This window comes from Citrobacter braakii (genome assembly GCF_009648935.1).
GTDB classification, from domain to species: Bacteria; Pseudomonadota; Gammaproteobacteria; order Enterobacterales; family Enterobacteriaceae; genus Citrobacter; species Citrobacter braakii.
Map to the genome: position 1 here is coordinate 558,649 of NZ_CP045771.1, position 11,663 is coordinate 570,311.

Annotated in this window: 12 protein-coding genes; 10 read left to right on the forward strand and 2 right to left on the reverse strand. The window is 54.7% G+C overall.

The genetic code is table 11. The features are described from left to right. Window positions 1-127: 127 nt before the first annotated feature. Window positions 128-1,126: a 2-keto-3-deoxygluconate transporter gene (gene kdgT, locus GFC06_RS02550; RefSeq protein WP_047357715.1), complete on the forward strand. Its 999-nt coding sequence runs from the start codon at window positions 128-130 to the stop codon at window positions 1,124-1,126. Between the two features lie 30 nt (window positions 1,127-1,156). Here kdgT and GFC06_RS02555 read toward each other — a convergent pair whose 3' ends face one another. Together GFC06_RS02555 and crfC are read right to left on the reverse strand one after the other, a co-directional pair. Then, complete coding sequence (locus GFC06_RS02555) at window positions 1,157-2,050, reverse strand: diguanylate cyclase regulator RdcB family protein (RefSeq protein WP_153689809.1); 894 nt, start codon at window positions 2,048-2,050, stop codon at window positions 1,157-1,159. Next, complete coding sequence (gene crfC, locus GFC06_RS02560; protein WP_049043176.1) at window positions 2,047-4,404, reverse strand: clamp-binding protein CrfC; 2,358 nt, start codon at window positions 4,402-4,404, stop codon at window positions 2,047-2,049. Before crfC ends, GFC06_RS02555 begins: the two co-directional genes overlap by 4 nt. A 539-nt stretch (window positions 4,405-4,943) precedes the next feature. Between crfC and GFC06_RS02565 the strand changes: the two genes are divergently transcribed. The 9 genes from GFC06_RS02565 (at window position 4,944) to GFC06_RS02605 (ending at window position 11,617) form a co-directional block, all read left to right on the forward strand. Next, window positions 4,944-5,279, forward strand: coding sequence for a zinc ribbon domain-containing protein YjdM (locus tag GFC06_RS02565; protein ID WP_003031835.1), 336 nt, complete (start codon window positions 4,944-4,946; stop codon window positions 5,277-5,279). A gap of 141 nt (window positions 5,280-5,420) precedes the next feature. Then, complete coding sequence (yjdN, locus tag GFC06_RS02570; protein WP_016155401.1) at window positions 5,421-5,867, forward strand: VOC family metalloprotein YjdN; 447 nt, start codon at window positions 5,421-5,423, stop codon at window positions 5,865-5,867. Window positions 5,868-5,999: 132 nt separating this feature from the next. Further along, complete coding sequence (phnC, locus tag GFC06_RS02575) at window positions 6,000-6,788, forward strand: phosphonate ABC transporter ATP-binding protein (protein WP_016155400.1); 789 nt, start codon at window positions 6,000-6,002, stop codon at window positions 6,786-6,788. 80 nt (window positions 6,789-6,868) lie between these two features. Continuing rightward, window positions 6,869-7,885, forward strand: coding sequence for a phosphonate ABC transporter substrate-binding protein (gene phnD, locus GFC06_RS02580; RefSeq protein ID WP_016155399.1), 1,017 nt, complete (start codon window positions 6,869-6,871; stop codon window positions 7,883-7,885). A gap of 105 nt (window positions 7,886-7,990) precedes the next feature. Continuing rightward, entirely contained in the window at window positions 7,991-8,770 is a 780-nt protein-coding gene (phnE, locus tag GFC06_RS02585; protein WP_016155398.1) for a phosphonate ABC transporter, permease protein PhnE, read from the forward strand. Window positions 8,771-8,790: 20 nt separating this feature from the next. Then, complete coding sequence (gene phnF / locus GFC06_RS02590; RefSeq protein WP_016155477.1) at window positions 8,791-9,516, forward strand: phosphonate metabolism transcriptional regulator PhnF; 726 nt, start codon at window positions 8,791-8,793, stop codon at window positions 9,514-9,516. Next, entirely contained in the window at window positions 9,517-9,969 is a 453-nt protein-coding gene (gene phnG, locus GFC06_RS02595; protein WP_019077841.1) for a phosphonate C-P lyase system protein PhnG, read from the forward strand. Further along, the gene (gene phnH, locus GFC06_RS02600; RefSeq protein WP_003031824.1) at window positions 9,966-10,550 is read left to right on the forward strand and encodes a phosphonate C-P lyase system protein PhnH; all 585 of its coding nucleotides are present in this window, start codon (window positions 9,966-9,968) and stop codon (window positions 10,548-10,550) included. Before phnG ends, phnH begins: the two co-directional genes overlap by 4 nt. Next, window positions 10,550-11,617 (forward strand): carbon-phosphorus lyase complex subunit PhnI, encoded by a 1,068-nt coding sequence (locus tag GFC06_RS02605; RefSeq protein ID WP_016155475.1) that lies wholly within the window; start codon window positions 10,550-10,552, stop codon window positions 11,615-11,617. Before phnH ends, GFC06_RS02605 begins: the two co-directional genes overlap by 1 nt. Window positions 11,618-11,663 lie beyond the last annotated feature (46 nt).

The window sequence follows — 11,663 nt, forward strand, 5'->3', positions numbered from 1 at the left end:
CCGCGTTAGATTTTATAAAACAAAGAGATAGCTGTTTTCTTTGTTAAGAAACATCAGTAACCACTTGAATTTATTAATTTTTATTTCCTTGCGCGTGTATTACCTGCGACAAGAGATGAGGACGCTTATGAAAATTAAAGCTACGATTGAACGCATCCCTGGCGGAATGATGTTGATTCCTCTGTTATTAGGCGCAGTGTTAAATACGTTAGCTCCGGATACCGGCGCGTATTTCGGTTCGTTTACCAAAGGAATGATCAGCGGAACGGTGCCGATTCTGGCAGTGTGGTTTTTTTGTATCGGTGCATCTATTGATTTACGAGCAACCGGCACGGTATTACGCAAATCCGGCACACTGGTATTAACTAAAATAGCCGTGGCATGGGTAGTGGCAATGATTGCTGCTTCATTTATTCCTGATACCGGTATTCAAACTGGGTTCTTTGCCGGTCTTTCGGTACTGGCAATTGTTTCAGCGATGGACATGACCAACGGCGGTTTGTACGCCAGCCTGATGAACCAGTACGGAACCAAAGAAGAGTCTGGCGCATTTGTGTTGATGTCTCTGGAATCCGGTCCGTTAATGACCATGGTGATCCTCGGCTCCGCGGGTCTGGCTTCCTTCGAACCACACCATTTTGTCGGCGCGGTATTACCGTTCCTGATTGGTTTTGCGTTGGGTAACCTGGATCACGATCTGCGTTCCTTCTTCAGCAAAGCCACGCCGGTGCTGATCCCGTTCTTCGGCTTCGCGCTGGGCAACACGATTAACCTGAGCGTCATCGTTGATACGGGTCTGCTGGGCATCCTGCTGGGCGTCGCGGTTATCGTCATCACCGGTATTCCGCTGATTATTGCTGACCGCGTTATTGGTGGCGGGAACGGTACGGCAGGCGTAGCAGCCTCTTCTGCAGCAGGTGCTGCAGTGGCAAACCCGGTGATTATCGCCCAGATTAACCCGGCATTTGAACCGGTTGCCGCATCCGCTACGGCGCTGGTTGCCGCCAGCGTGATAGTCACCGCGATTCTGGTGCCGATTATCACCGCGCTGTATGCCAAACGTTTTAATAAAAACCCGGTCGTCAATGAGACGGTGGCTACCCCGGCAGACTCACTGCACCACTAAACCTGCCTTTATCCCACTCACCGTTCCTGCTCAATTGATGAGCGGGAACGGTGCAAAAATCTCCTCAACCATCGCATCAACCAGCCGCTTCGCCGAACACAATCTCGGCATGCCCAACGCCACATTTTGCCAACGCTGCGTCACCGACCAACTCACCGGATGACGCTGCGCATCGCACCAGTCCCCGAGCCAGCTCAACATATCGTTGTGCTCACCCGAGCCGCCAACCACCGGCGTGCTGAGCCAATGATGATAGTAATGACGCGTGGCGGGGGCCGCATTCACGCTGTCTGCCAGCGCCTGAGCAGCCATCGTTCGCAGGTTGTCTTTTAGCATTGACACCACATCGGCATTTGCTAACCGGCAGGCGTCACCAAAGGCTCCCCAGCGCAGCTCCTCTAACGCCACAAAACAGCGTCCAGGTAACGACCAGCCGTCATACGCGCCAGCCCGCCAGCGGGTAAAAATTTGCTCGCTATGTTCGCCCGCTTGCACCGTCAGGCCGCGTTGCGTCACCGCCTTCTCTTTATAAGCGCCGCGCTGGGTAAACCAGTCAACGAGTGAATTTATCTGCTGCAGAAGACCAGGCGTGGAGAGTCCACGCGGGTGTTCGGTTTGTTGTAAAAACATCAACCCTTCGGCGATCCGTACCAGCGCCAGATGGCCCGGATCGATCATGCCCGCCAGTTTTTCCACCAGTTTTAGACGCATCACCAGATGCTCGCTGGACACGCCTGCCAACACCCATGCTCGCAGTTGCGTCTGGGATAGCACCTCCTGCGTCAGGCGCGCACGCAGCCGCTGCTGCTGCTGCAGAAAACCGCCGGAACGTTTGGTTTCATCTCCCTGAACCAGATCGACCATAAACTTCGGGTAGACACACTCCAGCGTCCGCCCGGGGCCTTCCAGTAACACGTTAGTCATGTGTGCTCGGTTGCAAAAAGGGTATTGATATCGTCGCGCAGCAAGCGGGAATCTTCATAAAGCCATGCCGCAGTCGTAATGCGATGCTGCAGTTGTTCGTTCAAGGCATTCACCGCAGATTCATTTTGCTGGCGCAGGGTCAGACTCTCACGCAGGCTCGCCTGTAATTGCGTCAAACACAGTGAAAAATCAGCAAAAAACGTGGCCATGCCTGCCGTAACGGAAATATCGACCTGCGCAGCTAAAGCTTTACGAATTTGTTGGCAAAACTGGGTGACATAGTGCACAAGGTTCTTATGCAGTGCGCCCATATCAATGAGATAACGCGTTTTTGTTTCGACGTACTCATTCCATCCCCAGTTGGGCTGATTCAACCAGCGAGAGAAGGTATCACGCACCACACCGCCAGTTGACGGCGCATTTTCCGCCGGAATATCCTGCTCAATGGCCTCGTTAAACAACTGGCGGGTGTTGAAGTTAAACATCGCCGCATGAAACGCCGGAAAACGGATCCGCGCACGAAAACCAGCGTGGTTCAGCTCCTCTTTCACCCGCTGCTCAATGGGGCGCATGGCGTCATTTAGCGCCCGGGACAGCGTCGACTCAAGCTGTTCAAAGCGCAGAGCTAAATCCCGACTGATGCTTTCCTGCGCTGCCAGCAAGACAACTTCACAGGACGAGCGCATTTTATCCAGCACGATTTTCGCCTGCCCTTCATCGTGCAACACCAGCATTTCTCCGGCCATTTCTGCCGAGGAAACGCCAGCCCCCTGGCCATGTTGTGACATCATCAGGACGTTTTCTTTGATAAAGAACGTGTTGATGCCGCACAGAATCTCAGTCTGTTGCTCATTGAGATAGGCCGCGGCAGCCTCCAGCGCCAGCTCGACCTCATGACTGACTTCATCACTCACCCGCCCCTGACTCACTTCTAACTGCTGCATATCCTCTTCAATATGCGTGATGTTCAGCCGCAGTTTTTCATAGGCAACCGTTAACCCATGGGCGCGAAACTCCAGATATTCGTGCGCGCTTTGCGCATAGTTCAATAACTTATGCGACGCTGAGCGTAGCGCATACAGCGAAGCATTGGCGTAAGCGGCATGAATCACTTTCTGGATCGGCTGCTCAAACAGCGAATCCTCCCACAACAGATCGGCTGCATGGCGGATGTGCTCCGTATCCTCAAGATCGTTGGTGCACCAGCGTCGGCCAAGCGCCGCTTCGGCAAAATCCTGTACCCAACGTTGCACCTGGTGATCCGGCAGCCGCCCGCGAGCCATCAGCTCATGACGCGCCCTGTTCGCCAGATACCCCCACATCGAAGAAACCGGATAGATTCGCTCCGGGGCAATCCCGCCTTGCATCAGCGTGCCGGAAATTAACGCCCGCACCTGCTCTTCATCGTCACTGTTGCGGTCTTTCTGATCGAATTTGTTCACCAGCGCATACAGCGGCACTGACTTGCCGACCGCCATGACAGCGTGGCGCACTTCTTCATCGGAAATCGATTTCAGTTGGGTGTAATCCATCACCACCAGTACCGCAGAAGCCCGCGCCAGCTGTTCATTCAGCATCTTTTGTAGATGAGGTTGCCCGGCCTCATTCGGCCCCGGCGTATCCAGCAGGGTTAATTGCCCCGGATAGCTCGCCTGACCGGCCAAATGGACAAATTCGACCTCGATAACCGGAATATGCTCAATCGCGGCATAGGCGGCAAAAGGAAAATCCACTTCCAGTGCTTTTGACAAACGCACCAGGTCATTCAGACTTTTAAGGCAATGGAAAATAGGCTGTGCGCCAAGATAATACCGCTCAAATGCCACGCCGTTTTCAATATGCTGCAGCAGGACATTCATATCCTTATCAATTTCCAGGGTCTGCGTAAGACGCTGGCGATCGCACTCGCGCACGCGCTGCTGTAAAACCTTCATTAAGGCATCGATAGGCGTGACATGTGAAAAATGCAACACCGGCTCTTTCTGCCCCGGCGTATGGCGAATTAACGTTGGTAGCGCCGTCATGGGACGATTACGATTAGGTAAAACTTCGGTCCCCACAATCGCGTTAATCGTCGTCGATTTTCCCGCTTTCATGGTACCGACAATCGCCAGCACCATTTCCAGACGCGTAATCTTACGCAGTTCATTATTGAGCGTTGCCTGCTGGACATCCATGCCACGCGCGCTGAAATGCAGGGGCTGAACCACCTGTCTGCTATGCTCTCCTTGTTTTAGCGCGACATCATCCAACGACGTCATAGGCAATTTTTGCAATTGCCTGAGATGTTCAAGCGAGAGCATCAGCAAGCGTTCCGCTTCCTGACTTAATTCATATATTGTCTGTGTGTGCATGGAAAATTCTTCCTTAACGCAAATGGCATTACTTTTATTTAGCCCAATCGTTTTATTTATAGATTTTTTGGCTTTTATAATTACGTGTAGAAATAATTAAAATCAAAACAACCAACTGATATTATTAAAATAAATTTGGCGTATAACCGCTGGCCGGATGCCTCTCACTTATGTAATAAGTAAGAAAGATAAACAGCGTAGTTCAGTTTTAAAAAATACCCGCGTAATCCCCCTACTAAAATTAAGGGGGTCAATGATATTCAATCACAATGGCTTAGGCATCCGTAAGCAACGTTACCTATGAATATCAGATATTTCGCCTCACCTTATCTTAAATACCTAAGCGTAGCAATTTCCCTTAAAAAATATTCCGCCATACTTTCATTGAGGTAAAAGCAAAGGGTCTTTACAGCAGATCATTTTGTATAATCACGCAGTAGTCCCGACAAAAGCAGGGATTTTATGTATAATTGCGGCCTTTTTCGGCAATCTGCCATTTTTGGGCGCATTTGCCCCTGCTGACTTTTGAGGAAATCCACATGTCATTACCACACTGCCCACAATGCAACTCCGAATACACTTACGAAGATAACGGCATGTTCATCTGCCCGGAATGCGCTCACGAATGGAACGATGCTGAACCGGCTCAGGACAGCGACGAACTGATCGTTAAAGATGCCAACGGCAACCTGCTGGCTGACGGCGACAGCGTTACCGTAGTGAAAGACCTGAAGGTAAAAGGTAGCTCTTCCATGTTGAAGATCGGGACCAAAGTGAAGAACATCCGTCTGGTTGAAGGCGACCACAACATCGATTGCAAAATCGATGGCTTTGGCCCAATGAAGCTGAAATCTGAGTTTGTGAAAAAGAACTGATGCAAATTGCCTGATGGCGCTATACGTCAATCAGGCCGACGCCAGCTCATCTGCCAGGCGGGAAGCTCATACTTCCCGCCTGGCTTATTTTTGCAGACGATAACTACACTTAACTGGTTTCTTTTACCTGAGGTAAAGATTATGCCGTTAAGTCCCTATATCTCCTTCGCAGGTAACTGCGCTGATGCTATCGCCTACTACCAAAAAACATTAGGCGCTGAGCTACTCTACAAAATCAACTTCGGTGAAATGCCCAAACCGGCGCAGAACAGCGAAGAGGGTTGCCCTTCAGGCATGAAATTCCCCGATACCGCCATTGCCCACGCCAACCTGCGCGTTGCGGGCAGCGACATCATGATGAGCGATAGCGCCCCCGACGGAAATGCCCACTACTCTGGCTTTACGCTGGTACTCGACACGCAAAACGTCGACGAAGGCAAACGCTGGTTTGATAACCTGGCAGCAAACGGAAAAATCGAAATGGACTGGCAGGAAACCTTCTGGGCTCATGGTTTCGGTAAAGTGAGCGATCGGTATGGCGTGCCGTGGATGATCAACGTCGTCAAACAGCAGCAACCTACAGAGTAATCCAACGGGAGGCCAGCCCTCCCGTACTGTCATCAAAAATCGCTCAACTCTTCATCACCAAGTAACCATCCCTTAACGAAAACGTCACATTAATCCGCCACGATGGGGCCACTTTTTAAGGGAGGCCGCATCATGCAAACGATTATTCGCGTCGAAAAACTCTCCAAGTCCTTCAATCAACATCAGGCGCTCAATGCGGTTGATCTGAACATCTGTTCCGGTGAGATGGTGGCTCTGCTTGGGCCGTCTGGCTCCGGCAAATCCACCCTTTTACGTCATTTAAGCGGTTTGATCGTCGGTGATAAATCCCCGGGTAGCCACGTCGAACTGCTGGGTCGCACCGTTCAACATGAAGGCCGCCTGGCGCGCGATATCCGCAAAAGCCGCGCCCACACCGGCTACATCTTCCAGCAGTTCAATCTGGTTAACCGCCTGACGGTACTGGAAAACGTCCTGATTGGCGCACTCGGCAGCACGCCGTTTTGGCGCACCTGTTTTAGCTGGTTTAGCCAGGAACAGAAACAGCGTGCATTACAGGCGCTGACCCGCGTTGGCATGGCGCACTTTGCATACCAGCGCGTTTCCACGCTTTCGGGCGGGCAACAGCAGCGCGTGGCGATTGCCCGCGCGCTGATGCAGCAAGCCAAAGTGATCCTTGCCGACGAGCCGATAGCCTCGCTGGACCCGGAATCCGCACGCATCGTGATGGACACCCTACGCGACATTAACCAGACCGACGGCATCACCGTGGTCGTCACGCTGCATCAGGTGGATTACGCCCTGCGCTACTGCGAACGCATTGTCGCGCTTCGTCAGGGCAACGTCTTCTTTGATGGCAGCAGCCAGCATTTTGATAACGATCGTTTTGACCATCTCTACCGCAGCATGAACCGCGTCGAACAGAACGCGCAGGCTGCATAGTTCTAAAAAACCAGGCGTTATTGGCGCAGCCAGGCTGGCAAGTGAAATAGCCTGGAACAAAGACTAATTAAGGAAACAACATGAGCTATAAGACCGTTGCCGCGCTGGCCTTTACCAGCATGTTCAGCATCAGCACCTTGTTCAGCCCGGCGCAGGCCGAAGAGCAAGAAAAAGCGCTGAACTTTGGCATTATTTCGACCGAATCACAGCAAAACCTGAAGCCACAGTGGGAACCGTTCCTGAAGGACATGGAAAAATCGTTGGGCGTGAAAGTGAACGCCTTCTTCGCCCCGGACTACGCCGGGATCATTCAGGGAATGCGTTTTAACAAAGTTGATATCGCCTGGTACGGCAACCTCTCGGCAATGGAAGCGGTAGATCGCGCTAATGGACAAGTGTTTGCCCAAACCGTCGCTGCCGACGGCTCCCCGGGATACTGGAGCGTGTTGATCGTTAACAAAGACAGTCCGATCAACAACCTGAACGATCTGATCGCCAAACGTAAGGATCTGACATTCGGCAACGGCGATCCCAACTCAACGTCAGGCTTCCTCGTCCCCGGTTACTACGTCTTCGCCAAAAACAACATCTCAGCCAGCGACTTCAAACGCACCGTTAACGCCGGACACGAAACCAACGCGCTGGCCGTCGCCAACAAACAGGTCGATGTCGCCACCAACAACACCGAAAACCTCGACAAGCTGAAAACCTCCGCGCCGGAAAAACTGAAAGAGCTGAAGGTTATCTGGAAGTCACCGCTGATCCCGGGCGATCCGATCGTCTGGCGCAAAAACCTCTCCGAAACCACCAAGGACAAGGTGTACGACTTCTTTATGAATTACGGCAAAACGCCGGAACAGAAAACCGTACTGGAACGCCTGGGATGGGCACCGTTCCGTGCCTCCAGCGACCTGCAACTGGTACCGATTCGCCAACTGGCGCTGTTTAAAGAGATGCAGGGCGTGAAGGGCAACAAAGGGTTGAACGAGGAAGAGAAAACCAGCAAAACCTCGGCGCTGAAAGCGCAGCTCGACGACCTTGACCGTTTGACCGCCGCCCTGGGCGCCATGACCAGCGTGACTAAAGCGGTGCAGTAAACCTGATGCCCGGTGGCGTTTCGCTTACCGGGCAGACGATGTTCTGTAGGCCGGATAAGGCGCAAGAGCTGCCATCCGGCGATAAACCTACGCACGGAGCTAAACATGCAAACCATCACCGTCGCCCCGCCCAAACGTAGCTGGTTCTCACTGCTGAGCTGGGCCATTCTTCTCGCCGTGCTGGTGGTCTCGTGGAAAGGTGCCGAAATGGCTCCGCTCACGCTGATCCAGGATTCCGGCAATATGGCGACCTTCGCCGCCGACTTCTTTCCGCCAGACTTCAGTCAGTGGCAGGACTATCTCGGTGAAATGGCCGTCACCCTGCAAATTGCCGTCTGGGGTACCGCCCTCGCCGTTGTGCTGTCGATTCCCTTTGGCCTGATGTGCGCCGATAACCTCGTACCGTGGTGGATTTACCAGCCGATGCGTCGCCTGATGGACGCCTGCCGCGCCATCAATGAAATGGTCTTCGCCATGCTGTTCGTGGTCGCCGTGGGTTTAGGTCCGTTCGCCGGGGTAATGGCACTGTTTATCCACACCACCGGGGTGCTTTCCAAGCTGCTTTCGGAAGCGGTAGAAGCCATTGAGCCAGGTCCAGTAGAAGGCATTCGCGCCACCGGGGCCAACAAAATTGAAGAGATTCTGTACGGCGTTCTGCCACAGGTCATGCCGCTGCTTATCTCCTACTCGCTGTATCGCTTTGAATCCAACGTTCGCTCGGCCACGGTGGTCGGAATGGTGGGTGCGGGCGGTATTGGCGTGACTTTATGGGAGGCGATTCGCGGCTTTCAGTTCCAGCAAACCTGCGCCTTGATGGTGTTAATCATCGTCACCGTCAGCCTGCTGGATTTCCTTTCCCAGCGTTTGCGTAAGCACTTTATCTGATTAGCGAGGCATTGATTGCTATGCACTTGTCTACACATCCGACCAGTTATCCAACGCGTTATCAGGAAATTGCCGCGAGACTTGAGCAGGAGCTTCGTCATCATTATCGCTGCGGTGACTATCTGCCCGCCGAGCATCAGCTTGCCGCGCGCTACGAGGTAAACCGCCACACCCTGCGCCGCGCTATTGACCAGTTGGTTGAGCGTGGTTGGGTCCAGCGTCGCCAGGGCGTTGGCGTACTGGTACTGATGCGCCCATTCGATTACCCGCTTAATGCCCAGGCGCGCTTTAGCCAGAACCTGCTGGACCAGGGCAGCCACCCCACCAGCGAAAAACTGCTGGCGGTGCTGCGCCCGGCCTCCAGCCACATTGCCGATGCGCTCAGCATTAACGAGGGCGATAACGTGATTCATCTGCGCACCCTGCGTCGGGTAAACGGTATCGCATTGTGCCAGATCGACCACTATTTTTCCGACCTCACGCTATGGCCGCTGCTGCAGGGCTTTAACAACGGCTCACTGCACGACTACCTGCGCGAACAGTCCGGTCTGACGCTCCTGCGCACACAAACGCGCATCAGCGCCCGCCGCGCACAGGCTAAAGAGAGCAAAGTGCTGGAAATCCCCAATATGGCGCCGCTGCTGTGCGTGCGCACCCTGAACCACCGTGAAGGCGAAGAACACGCGGCGGAATACTCCGTCAGCCTGACCCGCGCCGACATGATTGAATTCACTATGGAGCACTGAATGCATTTCGATACCGCTACCCGCCAGCGCTGGATGCGCGCGCTGGCTTACAGCAATGCCGATGCCCTGAACGCCCGCATCCACGCGCTCAAACTGACGCCAGACTATGAACTTATCCGTGCACCGGAAAGCGGACTGATGCAGCTCCAGGCTCGCATGGGCGGCACCGGCAACCGCTTCTTTGCCGGTGATACCACGCTTACCCGCGCAGTGGTTCGCCTGAAGAGCGGCACGCTGGGCTACAGCTACCTGCTGGGACGCAACAAACAACACGCCGAGCAGTGCGCGGTCATTGACGCGCTGCTGCAGGAACAAACGCATTTCCAGAGCCTAATGGAAACCTTAATTGCCCCGCTGGAAGCGGAACGCGATGCGCTGATTAGCGCGCGCCGTGCCGAAGTCAACGCCAGCCGGGTCGACTTCTTCACGCTGGTACGCGGAGATAATGCATGACCTTACAAACCGCTTTTAATTTACCCGTTCAGGATGCTCAGCAGAGCTTTCGTCGCCTGCTGAAGGCCATGAGTGAGCCGGGCGTGATCGTCGCCCTGCATCAACTGAAACACGGCTGGCAGCCACTGGGCCTGGCAACCACCAGCGTGCTACTGACCCTGGTCGATGGCGACACGCCGGTCTGGCTTGCGCCGTCGATGGATAACGATATCGCCCGGCAGAATCTGCGTTTTCACACCAACGCGCCGCTGGTGGATCAGCCGCAGTTGGCGGCCTTTGCCGTCGCCGACGAACGCATCAGCAGCGAACAGCTTAACGCCCTCTCCGCCGGTTCCGCCGTCGCGCCAGAAACCAGCGCCACGCTGATTGTGCAGGTCTCTGGCTTAAGCGGTGGACGCATGCTGCGTCTGACCGGCGCCGGTATCGCTGAAGAGCGCATGATCGCGCCACAGCTACCGGAATGCCTGATCCACGAACTCACCGAACGCCCGCATCCGTTCCCGCTGGGGGTCGACCTGATCCTCACCTGCGGCGAACGCCTGCTGGCTATTCCGCGAACTACCCATGTGGAGGTGTGCTGATGTACGTCGCCGTCAAAGGGGGCGAAAAGGCGATAGCCAACGCCCACGCCCTGCAGGAAAACCGACGCCGGGGCGATGAGACCATTGCTGAACTGAGCGTGGCGCAAATCGAACAACAGATGAACCTGGCCGTCGACCGGGTGATGACCGAAGGCGGCATCGCCGACCGCGAACTGGCCGCGCTGGCGCTGAAGCAGGCCAGCGGCGATAACGTCGAAGCCATCTTTTTGCTCCGCGCCTACCGCACTACGCTGGCAAAGGTGGCGGTCAGCGAACCGGTTAACAGTGCAGAAATGCGCCTTGAGCGCCGAATCTCTGCGGTCTACAAGGATATTCCCGGCGGGCAATTGTTAGGTCCCACTTATGACTACACCCATCGCCTGCTGGATTTTACCCTGCTGGCCAATGGCGAAACGCCACCCCTGCGCAGCGCAGACGACGCGCAGGACGCTTCTCCGCACGTCTTTTCCCTGCTGGCCAACCAGGGACTGGCAAAGCGTGAAGAGGATAACGGCGCTCAGCCGGATGATATTACCCGCACGCCACCGGTCTACCCCTGCTCACGCGCTTCACGCCTGCAACAACTGATGCGCGGCGATGAGGGATATCTGCTGGCGCTGGCCTACTCCACCCAACGCGGCTACGGGCGCAATCACCCGTTTGCCGCCGAAATTCGCAGCGGCTATGTGGCACTGGAAACCGTACCGGAAGAGCTGGGATTTGCGGTGAACGTCGGTGAACTGCTGATGACCGAATGTGAAATGGTCAACGGTTTTGTCGCGCCAGAAAACGAATCCCCTCATTTTACCCGCGGCTACGGGCTGGTGTTCGGCATGAGCGAACGTAAAGCGATGGCGATGGCGCTGGTGGACCGCGCCCTACAGGCAGCCGAATACGATGAAGCGGTCACGGGACCGGCGCAGGACGAAGAGTTCGTGCTGGCGCATGCGGATAACGTCGAGGCGGCGGGTTTTGTTTCGCACCTCAAACTTCCCCATTACGTCGATTTCCAGGCCGAGCTGGAACTGCTCAAACGCCTGCAACAGGAGGCCACCCGTGACCACTAACCTCTCCGGCTACAACTTTGCGTATCTTGATGAGCAGACCAAACGC

Bases quoted from the DNA above. Each gene is read 5' to 3' on its own strand.
- kdgT (WP_047357715.1), top strand. From the start codon at position 128: ATGAAAATTAAAGCTACGATTGAACGCATCCCTGGCGGAATGATGTTG.
- GFC06_RS02555 (WP_153689809.1), bottom strand. From the start codon at position 2,050: ATGACTAACGTGTTACTGGAAGGCCCCGGGCGGACGCTGGAGTGTGTC.
- crfC (WP_049043176.1), bottom strand. From the start codon at position 4,404: ATGCACACACAGACAATATATGAATTAAGTCAGGAAGCGGAACGCTTG.
- GFC06_RS02565 (WP_003031835.1), top strand. From the start codon at position 4,944: ATGTCATTACCACACTGCCCACAATGCAACTCCGAATACACTTACGAA.
- yjdN (WP_016155401.1), top strand. From the start codon at position 5,421: ATGCCGTTAAGTCCCTATATCTCCTTCGCAGGTAACTGCGCTGATGCT.
- phnC (WP_016155400.1), top strand. From the start codon at position 6,000: ATGCAAACGATTATTCGCGTCGAAAAACTCTCCAAGTCCTTCAATCAA.
- phnD (WP_016155399.1), top strand. From the start codon at position 6,869: ATGAGCTATAAGACCGTTGCCGCGCTGGCCTTTACCAGCATGTTCAGC.
- phnE (WP_016155398.1), top strand. From the start codon at position 7,991: ATGCAAACCATCACCGTCGCCCCGCCCAAACGTAGCTGGTTCTCACTG.
- phnF (WP_016155477.1), top strand. From the start codon at position 8,791: ATGCACTTGTCTACACATCCGACCAGTTATCCAACGCGTTATCAGGAA.
- phnG (WP_019077841.1), top strand. From the start codon at position 9,517: ATGCATTTCGATACCGCTACCCGCCAGCGCTGGATGCGCGCGCTGGCT.
- phnH (WP_003031824.1), top strand. From the start codon at position 9,966: ATGACCTTACAAACCGCTTTTAATTTACCCGTTCAGGATGCTCAGCAG.
- GFC06_RS02605 (WP_016155475.1), top strand. From the start codon at position 10,550: ATGTACGTCGCCGTCAAAGGGGGCGAAAAGGCGATAGCCAACGCCCAC.